The sequence below is a fragment of the Streptosporangium sp. NPDC087985 genome, assembly GCF_044741965.1.
In the GTDB taxonomy this organism is placed as follows: domain Bacteria; phylum Actinomycetota; class Actinomycetes; order Streptosporangiales; family Streptosporangiaceae; genus Streptosporangium.
Map to the genome: position 1 here is coordinate 63,446 of NZ_JBIUTQ010000020.1, position 22,000 is coordinate 85,445.

Consider the following 22,000-nt stretch of genomic DNA (forward strand, 5'->3'; position numbering starts at 1 on the left):
TTCGATGACCGAGACGTTCAAGGCTCACCCGGAACGTGAGGCCGGGCAGGTGCTGCCCATAGAACAGCTCACCCAGGAACTACGGAACCTCGCCGAGGCACTCGGGGAACGGATCCTGTCGTCCGCGACCGAAAAGATCGGCGGGCTGACCGACCGGTTGACCGACTATGTGGGCAACGGCGGAACGGACCTCCTGGGGGCGATCACCGGGTCGAAGCACCCCGTGGCCGCCGGGCTGAAGGGGATGGTCAAAATGGCGGGAAGCAGCCTGCTCAAGAAGATCACAGGGGGCGGAAAAGGCGGCAAGGGCGGCAAGCTCAAGGTGATCAACATCGTCGAGTCGCTCGACGTGGGCGCCCCGCTGAGACTCGTCTACAACCAGTGGACCCAGTTCCAGGACTTCCCCAGCTTCATGAAGAAGGTCGAGGGGGTCGACCAGGCGTCCGACGAGAAGCTGATGTGGAAGGCTCAGGTCTTCTGGTCCCATCGGACCTGGGAGTCGACGATCGTCGAGCAGGTGCCCGACCAGCGGATCATCTGGCGTTCCAAGGGAGCCAAGGGCTACGTCGACGGCGCCGTGACCTTCCACGCGATCACTCCCGACATGACCCGGATTCTGCTCGTGCTGGAGTACCACCCGCAGGGACTCTTCGAGCGCACCGGAAACCTCTGGCGCGCGCCGGGCCGGCGGGCGCGTCTGGAGTTCAAGCACTTCCGGCGTCATGTCATGACGCAGGCGCTGCTCAGACCCGACGAGATCGAAGGCTGGCGCGGCGAGATACGCGACAGCCAGGTCGTAAAGGACCACGAGACCGCCCTCAAGGAGGAGGAGGAGAAGGAACAGCGGGAACAGGAAGAGCCTCCGCAGGGAGAGGAGGCGCAGGAACAGGAGGTCGGCGAGGAAGAGGAGGAACCCAGGCAGGCAAGACACCGCCCGATACCGCGCCAGCGCCGCGGTGTGCGAGCCGAGGAGGAACTGGAAGAGGAAGAGGAGGAAGAGGAGGAAGAGGAACCCGAAAAGGCACGACGCCCTGTACAGCGCCAGCGCCGCGAAGCGGAGGCAGGCCAGGAGGAGAGACCGCCCTCGCGTCCCACCCGCCGCCGGGCCGGCGCCCGAGGCGCATGACCCGGAGACAGGGAAGCGAGCACCGAGCCGAGGAGACAACAGATGACCATCGTGCAACCTTCGGGGAGCGGGGCAGGCAGCCGTGGGTCTTCGTCGGGTCTGGCCGACGTCATCGACACGATTCTCGACAAGGGCATCGTGATCGATGCCTACATCAGGGTCTCGCTGGTCGGGATCGAAGTCCTGACGATCGACGCGCGCATCGTCGTGGCCAGTGTCGACACCTACCTGCGTTTCGCAGAGGCCGTGAACCGGCTGGACCTCACGCAGACCGGCGGAAAGGGCCTTCCGGAAGTCATGGAGGGCATGACGCAGAGCGTGAGCAAGTCGAAGACCAAGGGCATCACCCAGGGCGCGGTGGAAGCGGCCGGAGAGAAACTCCACGAGCTCCTCGGCGACTCCGAAGAGCCCGAGGACGACCGCGAGCCGGCTCCCCGCCGACGTCGGCGACGGGAGGAGGACTGACATGCCCGACCCCACCGGAAAAACAGGGACCGCCGCCTCGGAGAAAGCCCCCCGGCGCAGGCAGAACAGCGGTACCTACATCTACGGCGTCATACCGGCCGACGTCGAACTCTCTCCCGACGCCCGCGGGATAGGCGACCCTCCAGGGCGGATCAAGCTGGTACGGCACGGCAAGATCGCCGCCCTGATAAGCAAGGTCACCCTGGACCGCCCGCTCGGCAGGCCGGACGATCTGATCGCCCATCAACGGCTGCTGGACGCCACCGCCGCCGAGGTGCCCGTACTCCCGCTCCGCTTCGGAGCGGTGGTGACCGGCCCGGAAGCGGTCCTCAACGAGTTGCTCGAGCCCTATCACGACGAGTTCCTCGCCACCCTGAACGAGCTTGAGGACCGAGTGCAGTACGTCGTCAAGGGCCGCTACGTCGAGCAGGTGGTGATCGGCGAGGTTCTCGCGGAGAACCCCGAGGCCGCCCGGCTGCGCGAGGAGATCCGTGGCCGGCCGGAGGAGACGACGTGGGACGCGCGGATCCAGCTCGGAGAGATGGTCGGCGAGGCCGTCGCGGCGAAGCGCGATGCCGACACGGAGGCGCTGGTCGACGCTCTCGCTCCACTGAGCGTCATGGTCGTGGTGCGTGAGCCGACCCACGAGCAGGACGCCGTGCACGCGGCCTTCCTGATAGAGACCGACCAGCAGGCCGAGTTCAGCCGGGCTGTCGAGAAGTTCGGCAAGAGGTGGACGGGCCGGGTCGACCTGCGCCTGCTCGGCCCGATGGCGCCGTACGACTTCGTCACGACACAGCGACGGGAGGGATGACGGATGGAACTGCTGACCATGATCTTCGGCCTGCCGTTCGCTCCGATCCGTGGGCTGATCAAGCTCGGCGAACTGGTGCAGGAGCAGGCCGACCTGGAGACCCGGCACCCGGCGGCGGTCCGGCGCCGGCTGGAGGAGATAGAGGAGGCCAGGCTCTCCGGCGAGATCACCGAGGAGGAGGAGGCCGAGGCGGTGGAACAGGTCCTCGGACAGATGACGGCCCAGCAGGACCTGCCGGGCATGGCCATGCCGGGCAGGGGCGAAGAGGACGAGGAGGGATGATCTCGTGCCCGTCAGACGCGGAGCCCGCGACAGGCGTGTCACCGAAACGGATGCCCCTGACGACCTCTACGAAGAGGACGACGAGACGTTCGACGAGGACGAGTCGCCGCAGGAGACCACGCGTACGGAACGGCGGTCACGGGGCCTCTCGGCGGCGACCGCCGGCAAGTCCGGACTGCGGTACATCATCGACCTGACGTCCAAGGAGGCCGAGGGCGTCACGTTCGTACGGCCGGAGGAGGACGGCTGGATGGTCGGGGTCGAGGTCGTCGAAGACCGCCGCATCCCGTCCTCGGGTGACATCCTCGCGCTCTACGAGGTCGAGATGGATCAGGAGGGAGACCTGCTGTCCTACCGCAGGACGCGGCGCTACAAGCGCGGCCGGAGCGACAACAGTGAGTGAGGCGTCGTGAGATGACCAATCCAGCACGGTCCGGTTACATGGCCCCGCAGAGCTACGGCAGCAGGACGTCCTCGGGGGGAGGACCGGCCAACCTGGGCGACATTCTGGAGCGCGTGCTCGACAGGGGCGTGGTGATCGTGGGAGACATCCGCGTGAACCTGCTGGATATCGAGCTGCTCACCATCAAGCTGCGGTTGCTGATCGCCTCGGTGGACACGGCCCGGGAGCTGGGCATCGACTGGTGGGAGCGCGACCCGTGGCTCAGCGCGCAGGACGGCGAGTTGGAGGAGGAGAACCGCAGGCTCCGCGAGCGGCTTGCCGTCGCGGAGGGCCGGTTGTCGGGACGTCGGCCTGTCGAGGCGCGGGAGAAGACCTCCGGAGCGCGGGAGGAGACCACCGGAGAACGGTCCCCCCGAGTGAGGGAACGCGGTGACTGAGGTCGGCACGTACGTCTACGCGATCACCCGCGGTACGGGCCGCCCCCACCCGGCGGACCTGACGGGTGTGGCCGGAACGCAGGTGAGGACGGTCGAGCGTGCCGGTCTCGTCGCCTACGTGAGCACCGTGCCGCTGGAGGAGTTCGGAGAGGAGCCGCTGCGACGCTCGCTGGAGGATCTGGACTGGATCGGGTGCACGGCCCGCGCTCACCACCAGGTCGTGGAGGCCGTGGCGGAGACGGTTCCGACGGCTCCCGTCCGGCTCGTGACCGTCTACACCAGCGAGGAACAGGTGAGCGACCTGCTGGACCGGCGGCATGACGACTTCGTCGCGGTGCTCTCACGCGTCACCGGACGCAGGGAGTGGGGCGTGAAGGCGTACGCGGAGCAGGACACGGCACCGTCCTCGACCGCCGGGGAGAGCGGGGAGGCCCCGGAGAACGCGGAGGCGGACAGTCCCGGCACGGCCTACCTGAAACGCCGGCAGGCGAGCCTGCGCAGCCGGGAGGACGCACAGCGCCGTGCCCTCGCCCAGGCCGAACATGTCCACGCCGCGCTGGCCGCCGTCGCCGTCGCGAGCCTGCGTCATCGCCCCCAGGATCCGGAGCTGTCAGGCCGTACCGAGTGGATGGTGCTCAACGGCGCCTACCTCGTCGACGACGACCGCGGCGACGAGTTCGCCGCCACCCTCGATGTCCTCCGCGGGCAGGGGCTCGACCTGGAACTCACCGGTCCGTGGGCCCCCTACTCCTTCACCGCCATTGATCTCGACACGGCCGGTCCGGAGACGCCCGATGGAACCTAGGGGTTCGCGAGGCGCCACGCTGGCCGCCGAGGGGCGCCTTCCCCAGCAGCGCGTGGCGCTCGTCGACCTGCTGGACCGGCTACTGGCGGGTGGCGTCGTGGTGAGCGGGGACCTCGTCCTGTCCATCGCCGACATCGATCTCGTGCGCATCTCGCTGCGCGTGCTGATCACGTCCATCCGGGCGTCCGACACGACGGAACGGGTGACCCGCGGAACCAGCTGGGAGTCCGGCACCGCCGGATGGGAGACAACGACCGAGCGGGAGGCCTGGCGTGAGCCGACCTGGAAATGACCCCTCCACGAGAGGCCCCGGCACGGCTCGATCGGATACGCCTCGATCGAGCGTGGCACGGCCGGACACCGCACGATCGGAGACCACACGGTCGAGCCGTTGGCGCATCGAGACCGACTCGGAGAAGGTCGAGCGTGATCTGACCTGCCTGGTGCTCACCCTCGTCGAACTCGTACGCCAGCTGGTGGAGCGGCAGTGCGTGCGGCGCATGGAGCAGGGCGACCTGTCCGACGAGCAGATCGAGACGCTGGGGCTGACGCTGATGCGCCTCGAAGAGGCCATGACCGAGCTGCGCGAGCGCTTCGGCCTGTCGCCGTCCGATCTCAACCTCGATCTCGGACCGCTCGGGACGCTTCTGCCCACGGACTGAGGAGGTCGCGGCCCCTACCGTTCGCTGATTCTCAGTGTTTCTCGGTGAGAGCCAGCGAGCTGCCGCGTTGCCGGGGCAGCGTTCCCCGTTGCCGGGGTTCCCGTTTCACCGGGGCGTGCCCGGCGCGGGCGCCGGGTCTTACCGCTCTTCCACGGGCGTTTACCGTCTCCCCGCAACTCTGGGCGACGTCGGCCGCCAGCGCGGCCAGATTACGGGCGGCGTTCAGATCCCGGTCCAGGACCAGACCACACGCCGCGCAGGTGAAGATGCGTTCGGACAGGGCGAGCTTGGCTTTCACCACGCCACAACCCGAACACGTCTTACTGGATGGATACCAGCGGTCGGCCACGATCAGCCGGCCGCCGTTCCAGGCGGTCTTGTAGGTGAGCTGCCGGCGGACCTCGGCCATGCCGGTGTCGGCCACCGCGCGGGCCAGGCGCCGGTTGGCGAGCATCCCGGCCACGTGCAGGTTCTCGACCACGACCGTGCCGTAGGTCGTGGCCAGGCGGGTGGTCAGCTTGTGCAGGCCGTCGCGCCGCTGGTGGGCCACCCGGGCGTGCGCCCTGCCGAGCGCGGCCTTGGCCTTGGACCAGCGGGCCGAGGGCTCCCGCCGGCCGCCGTCGGGGGTGCGCGGGCCGATACGGCGGGCCAGCTGCTGGTTCAACCGGCGCAGCCTGCGCAGCGCCGAGCGGTGGTGTTTGGGGTGGGGAGCAACCTTGCCGGTGGACAGCACGGCGAGGTTCCTCACCCCCAGATCCACCCCGACCACCGCGTCCGGCCGCAGGGGCGGCCGCTCGGTGCGGTCGATCTCGCAGGCGAAGGCTACCGACCAGCGGCCGCCCTGCAGGCGGACGGTGGCCGACAGGATCCGCCCGGTGCCCCGCTCCAGATGGCGGGCCAGTTTCCGGGTCGACTCGCAGGTGCGGAGGGTGCCCAGCCGGGGCAGGGTGACGTGGCGGCGGTCGGCCTCGACGCGGATGGTGCCGGTGGTGAACCGGCACGACGGGGTGGTGCGGTGCTTGGACTTGAACCTGGGAAAGCCGATCTTCGGTCCTTTGCGGGTGCCTGTGCGGGAGGCCGACCAGTTCTTCAACGCCCGCGCCAGACCGTCCAGGCCGGTGTTGTAGGCCTCCTTGGAGTGCTCCGCCCACCACGGCGCCACCCCACCCTTGACCGCGTTCCACACCTTACGCAAGCCGTACAGCGACCACGGCACCTCGGTCAGCAGCTCGGCGGGGACGCCGTAGGTCTTCTCGGCCTCCCGCTGCTCCAAGGCCGCCTTGACCCGGCCCAGAGCCCAGTTGAACGCGTACCGGGACGCCCCGCACGAGGCCAGCGCGACGGTCTGCCCGGGGGTGGGGTCCAGGGCGTAGCGGTAGGCCTGATGGACCCGCACCACCCCACCCCCACTCATTACTCACCGCTGTCAAACGATGACGATGAGCTTACCTTCGGGAGGTGATCGACAGCCACCGGACCGGCGGAAAAACCCGCACCGCACCCCGGCACCGCATCCTCGCACCGCCCCGATCCCCCATCCACCGCTCCAAGGGCCGGCCACCCGCCCCGCCGGACGGAGGAATCCAGAGAAGAACCGATAAACACTGAGCTCTTTCCATCCTGTTTCCGCAGGTAGGAGAGGCTGGCCTGGCGAGAGTGGGCGTTATCCCCGCTAGTAGGTGGCAGGGATCATGGCTCTTGATCACACGACAGAGACAAAGGCGGATCTTTCGGATTCGCCTGCGACGACCGGCCCGGGACCGTTATCGCTCGTGTCCAGATGCTTTCGACAGGTAACCATCAAATCGCCTGCCGGGGATGTCGTGTCGTTGTCGCTGCTGGACCAGATCACCGCACGCCTGGTCACACTGACCGAACATGCCGAGCGGCTGCGCACCCAGCTGGCCGAGGCCGAAGACGACCTGGATCGACTGCGCGTGGCCGAGCAGGTGGTCAAGGAGATCCTCGCCGAGCACTCCGCCGCGCAGGAGGAGACGATCAGGCCGGGCCAGGAACCGGCTGAGGAACCGGTCGATGAGTCCGTGCCGGTGCATCGGGTGGCGCTGACGGCGGCTCGCGCCGCCGAACTGCTGCCCGGCAGCCGGTTGATCCCGTTCCGGCACGAGGCCACCGGGGTTCACACGCTGCCCGCCGACTACCAGGCATTGCTGTCGGCGGTACGCGCCGGCGATGGCCCACTGCCATGCAAGACGATCTGCGAGCAGTTGGGGCTTTCCACCGAGCCGGGGCAGGTCGAGGGCGTGCGGGCGAAGCTGAAACGACTGGTCGAGCGGGGCTGGCTGCGCAAAAGCCCCAGCGGCGCGTTCCTACCGCTCGGGTGAGCAGGCAGTACTCCGCTTCGGCATGCTGCCCCTGATCGGAGGCGTCGCCGGGTGACATCAGTCCTCGAGCGCGTCCCCGGCAGGGGCATGGCGGCGTGTGACCACTACCACGCTGACCACCGAGGACGCACCGTCTGCTGTCTACCAGTGCCGCCTACCGCTGTCCACCAAAACCATCACCTTCATCGCCGACCTGATCCGCAGCCACCTGAAGGCGATCGGCTCACGCCGGCGCAAACTGGCGCCCGGGCAGATCGCCGTCATCGTGCTCGCCGTCCTGCGCCACGACCAGCGCCTGGCCGACCTGGTCGGCGGCAACGACGTTTCGGCCTCCACCGTGCGCCGCTGGGTCCTGGAAGCGATCGACCTGCTCGCCGCCAAGGCGCCGCGTCTGGACCGCGTCCTGAAGAAGATCGCCAAGCAGGGCGGCGAGGTCGTCTTACTCGACGGCACCCTGGTGCGCACCCTCCGCCGCACCGGCCCCGGCAACCGCAAGAACTACTCGGGCAAGCACAAGGTCCATGGGCTGCTGGTGCCGGCCATCACCGACCGCAAGGGCAACCTGCTGTGGATCTCCGCCGCCCGGCCCGGCCGCGCATCCGAGATCACCACCGCTCGCCACAACAAGCTCGCTGCCCGGCTGCGCGAGGCCGGGCTGGGCGCCATCGCCGACCTGGGCTTCGTCGGACTGGACGACGACCCCGACCACCCGGTCATCATCACCGGCCGCAAAGCCGCCCGCGGCAGGCCCCTCACCACCGCTGAAAAGCAGGTCAACCAGCTCATCAGCGCCGAACGCGCCCCCGTCGAGCACGGCTTCGCCGCGCTGAAGAACTGGCGGATCCTCACCAAGCTCCGGATGCACGCCGCGAACGCCACCACGCTGCTACGCGCTCTGATGGTCCTGGTCAACACCGAGATCACCCGATGACAGATGATCAACACTCATGATCCCGGTCAACTACCAGCACGAGCACGCCCACACCACGCCACACCAGGCCCTTGACCTGCAACTTCAGGATGAAACGAACTCACTGATGAAGCAATCAGCAATTCACAACCCCCAGTGCGGCGGCCGGTCCTCCAGCAGGCGGGCGTCGTTGTCATCCGAACCACGCCATTCACCCCACCCAAGATCGGTGTCGTCGCTGGTCTGGTCGGGCAGGATCGGTGGCCCGTCGTCGGAGAGGTCGACGGGGCGCAGGTCGTCGGGCTCGTTCACTGTCACCCATACATGCTAACCAGCGGCACGGCGGGTCGTTCCTTCTCGGAGGCAGGCGTGTCGCCGTACGTCGCAACCCAGGGTCCGCCCGATTGCGGCTCAACGGACAGGCAGGGGCACAGGCGGTACGATGCGGTGGCAGATGTGAGCTACGCCCCCTGTCAGCTACCCCCCGTGAGGCGGCCCATGGCAACGCCATCAGGATGGCGACGAGACGGCAATCTCCCCAACGAACTGACCAGCTTCGTGGGACGGGCCGAGTTGCTGACCACGCTCCGGAAACGGCTTCAGGAGCCTGAGACGCGGTTGGTCACCCTGACCGGTATCGGCGGCGTCGGCAAGTCCCGTACGGCGCTGCGCATCGCGCACCTTGTGCGGAGTCATTTCAAGGACGGCGTGTGGTTCGCCGACCTGGCCCGGCTTCAGGATGCGGGGATGGTCCGGCACACGATCACCTCGGCGCTCGGGATCGCCGACCAGTCCGCACGCCCGGAGAGCGACACACTCACCGAATGGGTGGGTGAGCGAGACATGCTGCTCATCATCGACACCTGCGAACACCTGATCGAGGCCTGCTCCTGTCTGGTCGACGAACTGCTGGGCCGCGCCCCCAACCTGCGCATCCTCACAACCAGCCGACGGTCCATGCAACTACCGTACGAGCAGGTCGTGAACGTGCCGCCGCTCGCGGTGCCCGGCGACGACCTCGACGAGAGCCTGTTCTCCAACGAGTCGGTCCAGCTGTTCACCGCGAGGGCTGAGGCGGTCCTACCCGACTTCACGCTTGACAAGCACGCCATCGGCCCGGTGGCCGAGCTCTGCCGCCGCCTGGACGGTATCCCGCTCGCCATCGAACTGGCCGCGGTCCGGATGCGGGCGCTGTCGGTGGAGCAGATTCTCGGCCTGCTGGCCGACCGGTTCAGCCTGCTCGCGGGTGCCAGCCGTACGGCGCTGCCCCGCCACCAGACGCTGCGCGCCGCGATCGGCTGGAGCCATGAGCTGTGCGAGCCCGCGGAGCGGCTCCTGTGGGCCCGGCTGTCGGTCTTCGCCGGCGACTTCGAACTGGACGCCGCCCGCTACGTCTGCTCCGGGGACAATCTCCCCTCCGAAGCCATCGTGGACCTCACCGCCAGTCTCGTGGAGAAGTCCATCCTGCTGACCGACGGCACCGCCGCGGGCCACCGCTACCGGCTGATCGACACCCTGCGCCAGTACGGCGAGGAGTGGCTGAAGAAGCTGGGCGAGACCAACCACATCCGGATGAAGCATCGCGACTATTACCTGCAACTGGCCGAGCGTGGCGAGCACGCCTGGTCGGGGCCGCAACAGGTGTACTGGTTCACGCGCACACGTCTGGAGCAGAACAACCTCCGGGCAGCCATCAACTACTGCTTGTCCACTCCGGACGAGGCGAAGACCGCCCTTAACCTGCTGTCGTCACTCTGGTTCATGTGGGTGGCCTGCGGGTTCTCCCGCGAGGGCAAGCTGTATCTGGAGCGGGCGCTGACGGCCAGTTCCGAGCCGAGCAAGGAGCGCTGCAAGGCACTGTGGGTGATGTCGTATGTATGCAGCCAACAGGGCGACACGGACAGCGCAATAAAATACGCCGAGCAGTGCAGTAACGAGGCCATGCAGGTGGGCGACTCCGCCTCCGTGATCCTGGCCACCAAAATGCTCGGCACCGCCGCCTCGATCCAAGGCGATCTGCAGAAGGCCACCGCGCTGCTGGGCGTCGCCATCGAGTTCCACCGCGGCGGGGGCGAGCTCAATCCGGGCCTGTTGCCGGCAATCGTGGAGCTGTCGTTCGTACTCACTGCACAGAACGAGGCGACCGAAGCCGAGCAGCTCCTGCAGGACTGTCTGAACGTGTGCCTGCAGCGGGGCGAACTATGGCTGCGCTCGCACGTGTACTGGGCCCTGGCGGAAGCGCAGCTGAAGTCCGGCCGGCTCACCGAGGCCACCGCCAACGCCCGTGAAGGGCTGCGCATCAAGCTCCGCTTTCATGATGTGATCGGCACCCTGATGTGCCTGGAGGTGATGGCGCGCATCGCCGTCACCGAGGAGCAGGCTATGCGCGCCGCCCGGCTGCACGGCGCCTCCGAGGGCAACTGGCGGCTGTTCGGACTGCCCCTGTTCGGCTCCCCGTTCTTCGAGGACGGCCACAAGCAGGGCGTCGAGGAATGCAAGCGATTGCTCGGCGACAAGGCCTACAAGACCCACCTTCAGGAGGGTTCCCGGCTCTCCCTGGAGGAGGCCACGGCGCTCGCGCTCGACGACGGCGTGACACCCGGGCCGTTCCGTGGATAGCGCTGGCCGGGGAGACGGTCGCGTCTCGCGAAAGTCATCCCGATTTGCGAGCCTTACCACCACGCCTTAGTTATTTGTCCCCTTCAATCCTTGCCTAAAGTTCTTGCCCTATCAGCAAAGTTGGGGAAATGTAGGGCGCATTACCCAGGATTAGGCCAGGGGAGGCTACACGCGTGGAAGATGTCGCCCTGCCCGTTTTACGCATCCCATTCCCGTCCCGCATCAACCCCTTCGAGGCGGAGGCCGCAGCGCACACCACCGAGTGGGCCTGGCAGTACGGCCTCATCACGGAGGAGGCCGAGCAGGTCCGCTTCGCGGGCGAGTCCTACGCCCGCCTGGTGGCCCGGCTCTACCCGGAGGCGTCCCTGCCCGATCTGGAGCTGGCCGCCGACCTGAACAGTTGGTTCCACGTTTACGACGACCAATTCGAGCTGGCCGATGTGGGCCGCGACCCCATGCTAGCCCGCAGGCTCGCCAAGCGGACCGAGTCCCTACTCCAGGGCGATCCACCCGGACCCTCCGCGGGCCCCGTCCTGCGCGGCCTAGTGGATCTTCGTGGGCGGATGCGGATCAGAGCCGGGGCCCCATGGTGGGAGAGGTTCTCCCGGAATCTGCGGCAGTGCTTCGACGCCGCGATATGGGAGGTGGACAACCGGGCAGCCGGGAAGATCCCCGATCCGGCGTCCTACGTAGACCGTAAACTGGACATCGCCTATGTGCCGCCGTCGTTCGACCTCATCGAGCTGGTCGAGCACTTCGAGGTGCCGGCTGCGATCCGCATCTCTCCGGAGTACACAACGCTCCAGCACGAGGCCGGACATGTGGTCGTATGCACCAACGACGTCATCGGGCTACGCCGCGAGCTCGCGCATGGCGAATTCCACAACCTTGTTGTCGTACTCAAGAACGCGCAAGACTGCACGCTCCAAGAGGCCGTCGACCAGGTCGAGCGGACGATCTCGGAGCGGATCGACAAGTACCTCGCCGCTAAGGAGGCGCTGGAGGCCAGGTTCGACATCCTGGGCGTGGACGAGAAAGTACGGCAAGCGACGCAGCGCTGCATCGCCGGCCTGGAGCACTGGATGCGCGGCTACCTGGACTGGGCGCTGGAATCCCAGCGCTTCTCCGATCCCGTGCTCCCCAGCCAGGTCTCCAGCTTCCACCGGGAGCTGATTGACTGAGCTGCGAGGCTGCCAGCCAGCTCACAGAGCGGTCGGCCCGCCAAACCAGCGGAGGAACTCCTCCTGTCCGAACATCCGGGCCGCCTCCCGCGCCGAGGGGATGCCGTCATCCGGATCCGCGCCGGCCTCCAGGAGCGCCCGGATCACCTCGGGTTCCTTCTTGAAGACCGCACCGGACAGCGGCGTCTGCCCACGGTCGTTCGCCCGCCCCGGGTCGGCCCCCAGGGCGATCAGGGCGCGGACCGTCTCCGGGTGGCCGTGGTAGGCGGCGAGCATCAGCAGGGTGTCCCCCCTGTCGTTGGACAGGTTGGCCGGGACCCCGGCCTCCACGTACGCACGGAGCCGATCGGTCTGACCGGTCCTGGCCATGTCGAACAGGCGGGCCGCGAACTCCTCCAGCTCCGGGTCAGGCTGCATGGGATCCATTGTGCCCCGATAGGGTGCCCATTGGTCCCCGGGGTGGACGGAATTCACCGGGGGCTCCACAGGTTCATCTGAAGAGATGACCGACGAAAGGCTGGAACACGGTGTTCGACCCGACGGATCTCTACCGGCTCAGCGGAGACGTCCCTGAGTTGACCGATCCGGTGCTGCTCTACCACTTCGACGGGTTCGTGGACGCGGGCGGTGCCGGACGGCTTGCCATCGGCCACCTGCTTGGTGAGCTGGAGCACCGGGTCGTCGCGACCTTTGACGCGGACCGCCTGCTCGACTACCGGTCCCGACGGCCGATCATGACCTTCGACACCGACCGTTGGACCGACGTGGAGAGCCTGGAGATCGTCCTCCGTCTCGTCCACGACAGCACCGGCACGCCGTTCCTGCTGCTCAGCGGCCCCGAACCGGACCGCGAGTGGGAGCTGTTCACCTCCGCCCTCGACACGCTCGCCCGGCGGCTGAACGTGGGCAGTCTGGTGACCATCCACGGCATCCCGATGGCCGTCCCGCACACCCGCCCGCTGGGCATCACGGGTCACGCGACCCGCTCCGAACTCGTCACCGGCCAGACCAGCGACTTCGGCAAGGTCCAGGTGCCCGGCAGCGTGGCCGCGCTGATCGAGTTCCGGCTCGGCGCCAAGGGCCACGACGCTCTTGGCTACGCCGTGCACGTCCCGCACTATCTCGCCCAGGCGGAGTATCCCGCGGCTGCGGTGACCGCTCTGGAGGCGGTCACCAGGGGCACCGGTCTGGTGTTCCCGCTGGAGGGCCTGCGCGAGGCCGCGGGCAGGACCGACACCGAGATCGCCGAGCAGATCGAGGCCTCCGACGAGCTGTCCACCGCGATCACCGGGCTCGAACAGCAGTACGACGCGTTCACCGCCGGCTCCCAGCGCGCGAACCTGATGGCGGAGCCCTCCGAGATGCCCACCGGCGACGAGCTCGCCGCCCAGTTCGAGGCCTTCCTCGCCGAACGCGACGAGCAGCGCGGCGACTGACCTCCGCGCCGGCGGGTCTCTCCGAGAGAGTACCGGTCCCTCCCGTCGCTGACGTCAGTCGCGCAGCCGGGAGCGGAGCGCCCTGGAGTCGGGCTCGGTCCACCCCTGGGAGGCGAGCCATGGCAGGGGGCCGCCGAAACGGTTGTCGAGCACCCGGAGGAACTGCTCGATGTACTCCCGGCGGGGCCGGTGGTCGTCGGCCGGACGGGAGTCGAGGTCGTCGCGGTAGGTGGCACTGGAACGCAGCCGGGCCAGGATGCCTTCCAGGCGGTCGCCGGTGGCGGTGTAGTCGGTGACGATCGCCTCCCGGGTGGCCCCCGCGACCTCCAGGGCCAGGGCGCAGACGACGCCGGTGCGGTCCTTGCCCGCCGCGCAGTGCACGACGGCGGCGCCGTCGTCGTGGGCCATGGCCCGCAGGGCGGCCAGGACCGAGTCTGGGCGGTCACGGAGATAGGCGTAGTAGAAGCCGGTCACCCGGAGCTCGGCAAGGTCCTCCTCGACCCGCTCCTGCCAGGGCAGGACCCTGTCGGCGTCGATCGTGTCGGCCTCGACGTCGGTGCTCCTGCCACCCTCGGCGAACAGGGTGAGGTGGTGGATTTTCACCTCCGGAAAGGCCGTCAGCGGGCCGGGACCCTCCAGGGACACCTCGGCAACGGACCGCAGGTCGACGACGTGGCGGAGCTTGAGATCGCCGACGAGCAGATCGATGTCGCGCTCCGTCAACCCCTGCAGGTTGTCCGACCGGTATACCCGGCCGAAACGCGTGGTCCCGCCGTCCAGCGTCGCGAGCCCACCGAGGTCGCGCACGTTGACGGCACCTTCAAGATCAATCCATCGCGTGAAGTCGTTCATCACCGATGAGCTTATACGCCGGGGGTTGACCGCGCGGTTAACCCTCGATGCCCATTGCCGCAATGCCGGCCGTCTCGTCTCACCCCCCACGGCGCAGGAGTTCACGGGTGGCCCACCGTCGTGACGACGGGGTACGGCGTGCACGCCGTACCCCGTCGCCGACCTTGCGCTGGTCCGCGCGGCCCTTTTCCTTGATCCGCCTACAGGCCGATCACGTGGCAGGTGGCCTTCGCGGTCTTGGACGGGTCACTCTCGGAGGTCGCGGTCAGCGTGACCGTGGCCAGGCGGCTGCCACCGGAGGCACGCTGGGCCTTGACATCCACCATCGCCTGCTCACCGAAGTCCGCGGTCGCGAGCTGGTTCGGCAGCGAGACCGTCCAGCCGCCGCCCGCGACGGTGGCCGAGAGGCGGTAGACATCGCTCTTGAGATAGGCGCTCACGTCCTCGGGGTGCTGACCCCGGGCGGGGGCTGCCTTACCCGTGTTGAACAGCGGGAACCGGCAGGAGGACAGGCCCTGGCCGTCGGGGGTCCCGGCGCCGGGGAGCAGCCTCAGCCCGTGCTTCTGCGGCCCGGAGCCGTCCAGGGAGCGGATCGCCACCGTGTAGGACAGGATGCCCTTGCGGTCACGCTGCACGTCAAGGACGTAGAAGTGGAGCCTGTTGGCCTCGTCCACATACTCGAACTCGGATCCGGAGTTGGTGCCCGCGTGGAACAGGGCGTCCGAGAGCTGGCGGTAGTCGCCGATCGTGATGGGCACGGCGGTGCCGTCGGGCAGGACGTAGTCGGTCATCCCGATGTCCTGCGGGTTGGCGTCGATGACCCACTCGAACGGCGCGCGGTCGGCGTTCTTGGTCTTGGCCAGCAGAACACCCGAGTCGGGGGTGAAGGAGTCGGCGCCCATCCGGTCGACGACCTCGACGGTGTAGTTGTCGTAGCCGCCGCCGTCGCAGAACGGGTCCTTGGCGACGTTGCAGGCGGGACTGCGGTCACCGTCGCCGAAGGCGATGTTGACGCCGGACAGGCCGTTGGGTCCCGGCTGGACCACCCGGGCGGTCACCTTGGCCACGACGAGACCGGACTCGGCCAGCGCGCCACGGGACAGGCGCAGCACGTTCCGCTCGTCCACCATCTCAAGCTTGATCTTGTTGCGGAGCATGTGCTGGGCACCCATGGAGCCACCCCCGGTGGGCGGGATCGACCAGCGGCTGTGCGGGCCGCCGGGTCCGTTGAAGCTCCCCCGGCTGAGCATCTCCCAGATACCGGTGTAGGCCCGCTGAGGCGGCACCCCGAACGGGTTGTTGTAGTTGTCGGCGATGCCGAGAATGTGGCTGAACTCGTGGGCGTAGACGCCCTGGCCCGAGCTCTCGGCCTGGGTGGACGAGCCGCCTCCGGCGTTGGGCCAGATGGAGGAGGCCGCGGCCCAGGAGGTCCACTCCACGTACCGGGTCCTGGCCCAGTTGGGCAGGTTCGGGTCCGGCGGGCCGAAGTCGCCGGTCACCGCCTCCTTGGTCGGGAACTTCATCATCCCGAACTCCTGCCAGGTGGCCGACTCGTCCTGGCCCGCGCTCAGGTAGAAGACGAAGTCGAATCCCGCGGGGACCTCCGCACCCTCAGCCTTGGCCCACGCGACCCGCCCGTCGGTCCTGATGTCCTTGTTGCAGCGGTCGCCCGCCGGGCAGCCGGTGCCGCCCTGGAACTCCATCCCGTACTCGTGGGATTTGCCCGGCATCTGGTACGGGCCGAAGGCGGTCAGGTCGACGCCGTAGCGGCCTCCGGAGTCCTCCATCCAGTACTCGTGGATGGTGTGGCCACGGTTGAGCTGGTTGGGGACGTTGAGGAAGTCCTTGTAGAACTGGGCGACCTTCTCGCGTGGGATGTCGTGGGCCTCGGCGCTGGGATTCTTGAAGACCGTGGACCCCTGGGGCTGGGTGACCACGAACGGCTGGTTGGGATAGTCCAGCAGGACCAGCGCACCGCGGAAGGTGCGGGTGGAGCCCTTGACCGCGGGATCGGCCCAGTTGGTGCCCGGCGGCTTCTTGTAGTCGGCCCACGTCATGTGGTCCGGGTTCTTCCAGTTCTGCGGGTCGATCGGGGCCGGGCCGCCGGGCTTGGCGCGCAGCGTGACGGCGGGCTCGTCCCGCTGCCAGGGCTGGGTCTGGGGCCAGTGGTTCAGGCGCCAGGGGTGTTCGGGCTCAGGGGAGGGTTCGGCGGAGGCGGGGAGGGAGGCGATGCCGATCGGGATCAGCACTACGGCTGCGACCAGCGCTTTCAGTAACTTGAGGGGACGAGTCACGACAAATGACGCTATAGATCATTTTAAGTGGGATCAACAGACATCCTGTAATTAAGCGATCCATCAACGTGTTTCGGCGCGGCCAGACCTCTCGTCCGACCCTTCCTGTCCGCATCAGCCGCCCCAGAAAAGGTCTACTTCCTATAGGGAAAAAACCACCCATAAGGGGTGTAAGCAAGAAGAATGCACCTCTGGCAGCGTCTCTCTGCCCTGTATGGATCACCGCAGTCGGGATACGTGCTGATCACGATCCCGCTTGGGCTGATCCTGGTAATCACGGTCGCCGACATCCTGGCACCGACAAGTGTCCATCTGAGTCCGCTGCTGGTCGCGGCTCCCACGATCACGGCCTCGTTCGCCGGCCCCCGGCTCACCGTGGCGATCGGCCTCCTGACCGCCGTGGACCAGGTACTCCTTGGCGTGCGCAACGACATCCTGGGCACGCGGGAGCTGTACATGCAGATCATCGCAGTGGCGGTGGTCACGGCGTTCGTCGCGGGCTCCTCCTTCCTGCGGAACAGGCAGCGACAGGCACTGATACAGGTGCGGTCGGTCTCCGAGGCCGCGCAACAGGTCCTGCTGCGCCCCCTCCCCGAGCGCATCGGCCCGCTCCGGCTCTCCTCCGTATATCTCGCCGCCGAGCAGGAGGCCCAGATCGGCGGCGATCTGTACGGCGCGGCACGGGTCGCCTGCGGGACCCGGCTGATCATCGGCGACGCCCGAGGCAAAGGTCTGAACTCCATCTCCGAGGCCGCCCTGTTACTCGGCGCCTTCCGCGAGGCCTCCCGCCGCCATATCAGCCTGCCCGGCCTCACGGCCGATCTGGAGGAGAGCGTCAGCTCGGAGCTGTTGCAGTCCACCGGGACGGAACACGACGCCGAGGAGAGCTTCGTCACCGCCGCGGTACTGGAGATCCCCGACGACTCCCCGGTGATCAGCGTGATCAACTGCGGGCACCCGCCGCCCATGGTGTTGCGCGACGGCCAGGTCACGACTCTCCACGCCGGCCGGCCCGCGCCCCCGCTGGGCCTGGGCGGACTCTACGAACCCGAATACGACGTCGAGATGTTCAAGTTCGAGGCGGGCGACATCCTGCTGCTCTACACCGACGGCGTCATCGAGGCCCGCGATCCCGCCGGCACCTTCTACCCACTGGCCGAGCGGATCGCACGCTGGGCCGACGACCGCTCCGAGACACTTCTCCAGCACCTCCACGCGGACCTGCTCGCCCACGTCGGCGGACACCTGGGCGACGACGCCGCCATGATCGCAATCGAACGCCTCGACAGCGACACCCCGCCCAACGGTCCCGCCTGAGCAGCCGGACACACCTGTCAGCCAGACACTCGGACGGCCTCCGCGACCTGCGCCCGATGGCTTTTTCCTGATCCGTTGGGATTGTTCTCCCAGAAGATTGTTCTCCCAGAAGAAGGAAAATCCCAACGGATCAAGGACTACCCGTCGTCGCCGCTCCTTCGAGAGTTGAGCGGCCTCGAGACGGTTCACCGTTCCCCGGAGGCATCACCGATCCACACGTTAAGATCACCTTGTATGACCCCGGACGTCACAGCCGCCATCCGGGCCTATCTCGGCCTGACCGGCAACCACACACCGGGGCTTCTCACTCGCCCGCACCGGCTGAGCCTTCCGGGCTCCCTTCCGGCGGTCAGGCGTCGGCCAGCAGCACGTTGACCTCGGAGTAGTCAAGGGCACCGGCCAGGGCGGTGTAGGTGCCGGAGCCGAACAGCTCAAGGGCGGCGCGCCGGGCGACGGCGTAGGCCGTCTCGGCGATGGAGGACCCCAGGCTGATCCGCGCGACTCCAAGGTCGGCCAGGGTCGCCACGGCCGGTGCGCCCGGTCCGGCCAGCACGTTCAGCGGGACACTCACCTTTTCGACGAGGACCGGGAGGGTCTCGGAATCGAGGAGACCGGGGATGAAGATCCCGTCGGCACCGGCCTCGACGTAGGCCGCGGCGCGGTCCAGTGTCTCGTTGAGCCGGGTGGCGGGATCGCCCACCGCGCGCAGGTAGGTGTCGATCCGCGCGTTGACGAACAGGGGGATGCCCGCCTCATCGGCGGCCCGGCGGGCGGCGGCGATCCGGTCTGCCTGTTCCCCGACCGGCCGTAGCGACGTGGGCCCGCCGTGGTGGGCGTCTTCCAGGTTGATCCCCACAGCGCCGGCGTCGAGCACACCCCGTACGGTCTCCGCGACCCCGCCGGGCCCATCGGCGAAACCGCTTTCGATGTCGGCGGTGACGGGGACCGAGACGGAGGCGGCGACGCGGGCGATGAGCTCAAGGGCCATGCTCCGGTCCAGCCGGTCACCGTCGGCCGTTCCAAGGCTCCAGGACACACCCGCGCTGGTGGTGGCGATCGCGGAGGCACCGGCCGCTTCGACGATGCGTGCGCCGGCGACGTCCCACACGTTGGCCAGGAGCAGCGGCCTGCCTTCGGCGTGCAACGAGCGGAACAGGAGGGCTTTCTCAAGGTGAGTGCTCATGGCGAGCAAGTCCACCAGATCGCCCTGGCCGAGGGCTGGCGGGTTTCCGACCTGACCATGGCGGAAGCCTTACGCTCTGGGGATGCTTAACACACGCTATGCGCGCTCTGGAATGGTCTGTACTGTCGATCACCTTGCCTCCGGGGCGGGTGTGGCCATGCTGGAACGGGGTGGTTCGGCGGCTGACGCGGCAGTCGCGGCGAACGCCGTGCTGGCGGTGACCGCGCCGCACATGTGCGGGCTGGGCGGCGATCTGTTCGCGCTCGTCCACGACGGCACCGGCGCGCCCACCGCGCTCAACGCGTCCGGGCGGGCCGGATCGGGCGCCGACCCCGAGCGGCTGCGCGCCGAGGGACATGACCGCATGCCGCACCGCCACGACATCCGTTCGACCCCGGTGCCCGGCTGCGCGGACGGCTGGCTGGCCCTGCACGGCCGGTACGGCAGGCTGCCGATGGCCGAGGTCCTGGCACCGGCGATCGGGCACGCCCGTGACGGTTTCCCCGCCTCACCGCTGATGGTGCCCGGCCTGGAGACGGTCGGCCCGCTGTGCGAGGATTTCGCCTCGGCCCGGCAGTCCGGCGACCTGATCCGGCGCCCCGGGGTGGCGCGGGCGCTGGAGTCCCTGGCGGACGGCCGGGAAGGGTTCTATCTCGGCGAGTTCGGCGAGGGGCTGCTCGCGGTCGGCGCCGGCGAGTACACCGAGGACGACCTGGCCAAGGACAGCGCGGAATGGGTGGACCCGCTCCGGGTGCGGGCCTTCGGGCACGACGTGTGGACCATGCCGCCCAATTCCCAGGGCTATCTGCTGCTGCTCGCCCTGAACATCGCCGAGGGGCTCGACCTACCCGCCGACCCGGCCGACCCGCTCTGGGCGCACCTGCTGGTGGAGGCCGCGCGGATGGCCGGGCACGACCGGCTGGAGGTGCTGTTCGAGGGCGCGTCCGTCGATGAGGTGCTGGGCTCGGCCGCCGCGCGCCGCGCCCTGATCGACCCGGCCGGCCGGGTAGCGGTGCGCGATCACATCGCACCGGGCGACACCACCTACCTGTGCGCGGTGGACGGCGGCGGTATGGGCGTCTCACTGATCCAGTCGAACGCCGCCGGCTTCGGCGGCCTGGTCTTCGAGCCCCGTACCGGCATCAACCTGCACAACCGAGGCATCGGGTTCTCGCTGGTCCCGGGCCACCCCGCCGAGTACGGCCCCGGCCGCCGCCCGCCGCACACCCTCGTCCCCGCGCTGGTCACCCGTCCCGACGGGTCGCTCCGCTCGGTGGTGGGCACCATGGGCGGCGACGCCCAGCCGCAGATCCTGCTCCAGGTCCTGACCCGCCTGCTCGTCCACGGCCAGGCGCCGGGTACGGCCATCGGCGCCGCCCGCTGGCGGCTGGCCTCGGGCACCGGTTTCGACACCTGGGACGCCCCCGATCAGGCCATGGTCGAGGTCGAGGACGGCGGCCCGTGGAGCGACGGCCTGCGCGACCGGGGACACCCCGTCGGCGCCGTGCCGTACGGCTCCGCCTTCGGCCACGCCCACCTGATCGACGTGCTGCCTTCGGGGGTCCTGGCCGGGGCGGCCGACCCACGGTCGATCATCGGGGCCGCGGCCGGACTCTGACGGGTCAGCCGGACGTCTCAAGGAAGCCGTCGCGCCCCGTGGCCGTCTGACATGGACGGCCACGGGATGTCCTGACCAGGGGATTTACGGCCGCATAACGGGTAGGGCGGCGATATGAGTGAAATGCCCCCGGACCGTAAGGGTCTGAGCGACGAGCAGGCAATCGAGGTCGAGGAGTGGACCGACGACCTCGGTTTCAACCATGAGATCCGTGAGGACGATCCCGGGCATCGGGACACCCTCGACGAGCGTCTGTGGCGCGAGGCCCCGGAGCACGAGCGGGTCCCGCGCGAGGAGAACCGTCTGGTGGCGCCGGACGAGGGCCTCGGCCCGGACGAGACGTCCGAGGAGTATGCCAGCGACGTCGGCGCCGACAACGGCGACCTGTCAGCCGAGGAGCGCGCCATCCGCATCGACCCCGACGTCTGACGCCGGGGCCGGACCGTCCGATGACGGCTCCGCGTGGCGGCTACGGCCCGGCGACCCGGCTCCGGGGGCCGCCCGGGGTCAACCGGCCGTCCTGTGGGTCAGCGCCGCGACGAGGGCGGGGAAGTCGTCGACGACGAAGTCGGCCTCGGCGGCCTCCGGCCGGGAGGCGTGGAGGTGGCCCCAGGGGCCCCGGCGGATCAGGGCGGCCCGCATGCCCGCCGCACGGGCGGGCCGGATGTCGTTGTCGAAGCGGTCGCCCACATAGAGGATCTCATCGGGCTCACGTCCCGACACCGCCACGACCCTGGCGAAGAAAGCGGGGTCGGGCTTGGATACGCCCCACCCGTCGGACGTGTGGATCGCGTCGACGGGCAAGCCCATCGCGGCCAGCGCGTCGTAGGCCTGGGGCGGCTGGTTGCCCGCGATGATCAGCTCGTACCCCAGGCCGCGCAGCGCGGCCAGGCCGGGCCGTACGTCCGGATAGAGGTCGTCGGCGTCGAAGTTCACCCGGAGCCCGTCGGGGTCGTCCCGCTTCCAGGCCTCCTGCTCGGCCTCGACGTCGAACTCCGGCCTGACGATCCGGAAGGCTTCCTCGAAGGACCTGTCCAGTGCTGCCATGCCGCCCAGCACGCCGAGCATCGTGAACCGGGTGACGCCGAGCCGGTCGGCCCAGCGCGACCAGATCCGCGTCTCGTCGATCAGCGTCTCCCCGACGTCGAACACCAGCGCCCTGACCACGATCTCCCCCTCTGTCATGCCCCCCGATCCTATGCAGTACGGCCACACCGCTCAGCCACGGGTGCGGATGCCGGGCGGGGGCCGCCC

At 68.7% G+C, this 22,000-nt stretch carries 24 protein-coding genes; 17 read left to right on the plus strand and 7 right to left on the minus strand.

Translation table 11 applies throughout. The features are described 5' to 3' along the window. Positions 1-4: 4 nt before the first annotated feature. The 9 genes from ACIN94_RS27450 to ACIN94_RS27490 are packed head-to-tail and all read left to right on the plus strand — an operon-like array spanning position 5 to position 4,994. On the plus strand, positions 5-1,126 hold the full coding sequence (locus tag ACIN94_RS27450; RefSeq protein ID WP_400711854.1) for an SRPBCC family protein: 1,122 nt from the start codon (positions 5-7) through the stop codon (positions 1,124-1,126). Positions 1,127-1,168: 42 nt separating this feature from the next. Continuing rightward, entirely contained in the window at positions 1,169-1,591 is a 423-nt protein-coding gene (gvpJ, locus tag ACIN94_RS27455; RefSeq protein ID WP_400711857.1) for a gas vesicle protein GvpJ, read from the plus strand. A gap of 1 nt (position 1,592) precedes the next feature. Continuing rightward, positions 1,593-2,405 carry a GvpL/GvpF family gas vesicle protein gene (locus tag ACIN94_RS27460; protein ID WP_400711860.1) on the plus strand — a complete coding sequence of 271 codons (813 nt, stop codon included), beginning with the start codon at positions 1,593-1,595 and terminating at the stop codon, positions 2,403-2,405. Between the two features lie 3 nt (positions 2,406-2,408). Further along, complete coding sequence (locus ACIN94_RS27465) at positions 2,409-2,687, plus strand: gas vesicle protein GvpG (RefSeq protein ID WP_400711863.1); 279 nt, start codon at positions 2,409-2,411, stop codon at positions 2,685-2,687. Between the two features lie 4 nt (positions 2,688-2,691). Continuing rightward, on the plus strand, positions 2,692-3,090 hold the full coding sequence (gvpO, locus tag ACIN94_RS27470; protein WP_400711866.1) for a gas vesicle protein GvpO: 399 nt from the start codon (positions 2,692-2,694) through the stop codon (positions 3,088-3,090). A gap of 11 nt (positions 3,091-3,101) precedes the next feature. After that, the gene (locus tag ACIN94_RS27475; RefSeq protein ID WP_400711869.1) at positions 3,102-3,527 is read left to right on the plus strand and encodes a gas vesicle protein; all 426 of its coding nucleotides are present in this window, start codon (positions 3,102-3,104) and stop codon (positions 3,525-3,527) included. Further along, positions 3,520-4,332, plus strand: coding sequence for a GvpL/GvpF family gas vesicle protein (locus ACIN94_RS27480; protein ID WP_400711872.1), 813 nt, complete (start codon positions 3,520-3,522; stop codon positions 4,330-4,332). The genes ACIN94_RS27475 and ACIN94_RS27480 overlap by 8 nt, the downstream gene beginning before the upstream one ends. Further along, entirely contained in the window at positions 4,322-4,624 is a 303-nt protein-coding gene (locus ACIN94_RS27485) for a gas vesicle protein (RefSeq protein ID WP_400711875.1), read from the plus strand. The genes ACIN94_RS27480 and ACIN94_RS27485 overlap by 11 nt, the downstream gene beginning before the upstream one ends. A gap of 52 nt (positions 4,625-4,676) precedes the next feature. After that, positions 4,677-4,994 (plus strand): gas vesicle protein K, encoded by a 318-nt coding sequence (locus ACIN94_RS27490; protein WP_400711878.1) that lies wholly within the window; start codon positions 4,677-4,679, stop codon positions 4,992-4,994. 31 nt (positions 4,995-5,025) lie between these two features. Here the strand turns inward: ACIN94_RS27490 and tnpB are convergent, their stop codons facing one another. After that, positions 5,026-6,390 carry an IS607 family element RNA-guided endonuclease TnpB gene (gene tnpB / locus ACIN94_RS27495; protein ID WP_400711881.1) on the minus strand — a complete coding sequence of 455 codons (1,365 nt, stop codon included), beginning with the start codon at positions 6,388-6,390 and terminating at the stop codon, positions 5,026-5,028. A 433-nt stretch (positions 6,391-6,823) separates the two neighbouring features. Between tnpB and ACIN94_RS27500 the strand changes: the two genes are divergently transcribed. Both ACIN94_RS27500 and ACIN94_RS27505 read left to right on the plus strand, forming a co-directional pair. Continuing rightward, positions 6,824-7,336: a hypothetical protein gene (locus ACIN94_RS27500; protein ID WP_400711884.1), complete on the plus strand. Its 513-nt coding sequence runs from the start codon at positions 6,824-6,826 to the stop codon at positions 7,334-7,336. A 97-nt stretch (positions 7,337-7,433) separates the two neighbouring features. Further along, the gene (locus ACIN94_RS27505; RefSeq protein ID WP_400711887.1) at positions 7,434-8,267 is read left to right on the plus strand and encodes a transposase family protein; all 834 of its coding nucleotides are present in this window, start codon (positions 7,434-7,436) and stop codon (positions 8,265-8,267) included. 123 nt (positions 8,268-8,390) lie between these two features. Here the strand turns inward: ACIN94_RS27505 and ACIN94_RS27510 are convergent, their stop codons facing one another. Beyond that, positions 8,391-8,564: a hypothetical protein gene (locus ACIN94_RS27510; RefSeq protein WP_400712004.1), complete on the minus strand. Its 174-nt coding sequence runs from the start codon at positions 8,562-8,564 to the stop codon at positions 8,391-8,393. Between the two features lie 180 nt (positions 8,565-8,744). Here ACIN94_RS27510 and ACIN94_RS27515 point away from each other — a divergent pair, with 180 nt between their 5' ends. Further along, on the plus strand, positions 8,745-10,865 hold the full coding sequence (locus ACIN94_RS27515; RefSeq protein ID WP_400711890.1) for an ATP-binding protein: 2,121 nt from the start codon (positions 8,745-8,747) through the stop codon (positions 10,863-10,865). A 173-nt stretch (positions 10,866-11,038) separates the two neighbouring features. Next, entirely contained in the window at positions 11,039-12,046 is a 1,008-nt protein-coding gene (locus ACIN94_RS27520; protein ID WP_400711893.1) for a hypothetical protein, read from the plus strand. A gap of 21 nt (positions 12,047-12,067) precedes the next feature. Here the strand turns inward: ACIN94_RS27520 and ACIN94_RS27525 are convergent, their stop codons facing one another. Further along, complete coding sequence (locus ACIN94_RS27525) at positions 12,068-12,472, minus strand: ankyrin repeat domain-containing protein (protein WP_400711895.1); 405 nt, start codon at positions 12,470-12,472, stop codon at positions 12,068-12,070. A gap of 101 nt (positions 12,473-12,573) precedes the next feature. On the opposite strand from ACIN94_RS27525, the gene ACIN94_RS27530 reads away from it, so the two are divergent. Then, on the plus strand, positions 12,574-13,482 hold the full coding sequence (locus ACIN94_RS27530; RefSeq protein WP_400711898.1) for a proteasome assembly chaperone family protein: 909 nt from the start codon (positions 12,574-12,576) through the stop codon (positions 13,480-13,482). Positions 13,483-13,536: 54 nt separating this feature from the next. Here the strand turns inward: ACIN94_RS27530 and ACIN94_RS27535 are convergent, their stop codons facing one another. Both ACIN94_RS27535 and ACIN94_RS27540 read right to left on the minus strand, forming a co-directional pair. Beyond that, positions 13,537-14,334, minus strand: coding sequence for a tyrosine-protein phosphatase (locus ACIN94_RS27535; RefSeq protein WP_400711901.1), 798 nt, complete (start codon positions 14,332-14,334; stop codon positions 13,537-13,539). A gap of 200 nt (positions 14,335-14,534) precedes the next feature. Beyond that, positions 14,535-16,628, minus strand: a complete 2,094-nt coding sequence (locus ACIN94_RS27540; protein WP_400711904.1) for a M6 family metalloprotease domain-containing protein — start codon at positions 16,626-16,628, stop codon at positions 14,535-14,537. 237 nt (positions 16,629-16,865) lie between these two features. Here ACIN94_RS27540 and ACIN94_RS27545 point away from each other — a divergent pair, with 237 nt between their 5' ends. Beyond that, positions 16,866-17,945, plus strand: a complete 1,080-nt coding sequence (locus ACIN94_RS27545; RefSeq protein ID WP_400711907.1) for a PP2C family protein-serine/threonine phosphatase — start codon at positions 16,866-16,868, stop codon at positions 17,943-17,945. A 349-nt stretch (positions 17,946-18,294) separates the two neighbouring features. On the opposite strand, the gene ACIN94_RS27550 is transcribed toward ACIN94_RS27545, so the two are convergent. Further along, positions 18,295-19,128, minus strand: a complete 834-nt coding sequence (locus ACIN94_RS27550; RefSeq protein ID WP_400711910.1) for an isocitrate lyase/phosphoenolpyruvate mutase family protein — start codon at positions 19,126-19,128, stop codon at positions 18,295-18,297. A 157-nt stretch (positions 19,129-19,285) separates the two neighbouring features. Here ACIN94_RS27550 and ACIN94_RS27555 point away from each other — a divergent pair, with 157 nt between their 5' ends. Further along, positions 19,286-20,746, plus strand: coding sequence for a gamma-glutamyltransferase family protein (locus ACIN94_RS27555; RefSeq protein WP_400711913.1), 1,461 nt, complete (start codon positions 19,286-19,288; stop codon positions 20,744-20,746). 114 nt (positions 20,747-20,860) lie between these two features. Beyond that, positions 20,861-21,175 (plus strand): DUF5709 domain-containing protein, encoded by a 315-nt coding sequence (locus tag ACIN94_RS27560; RefSeq protein ID WP_400711916.1) that lies wholly within the window; start codon positions 20,861-20,863, stop codon positions 21,173-21,175. 78 nt (positions 21,176-21,253) lie between these two features. Here the strand turns inward: ACIN94_RS27560 and ACIN94_RS27565 are convergent, their stop codons facing one another. Then, on the minus strand, positions 21,254-21,931 hold the full coding sequence (locus tag ACIN94_RS27565) for an HAD family hydrolase (protein WP_400711919.1): 678 nt from the start codon (positions 21,929-21,931) through the stop codon (positions 21,254-21,256). Positions 21,932-22,000 lie beyond the last annotated feature (69 nt).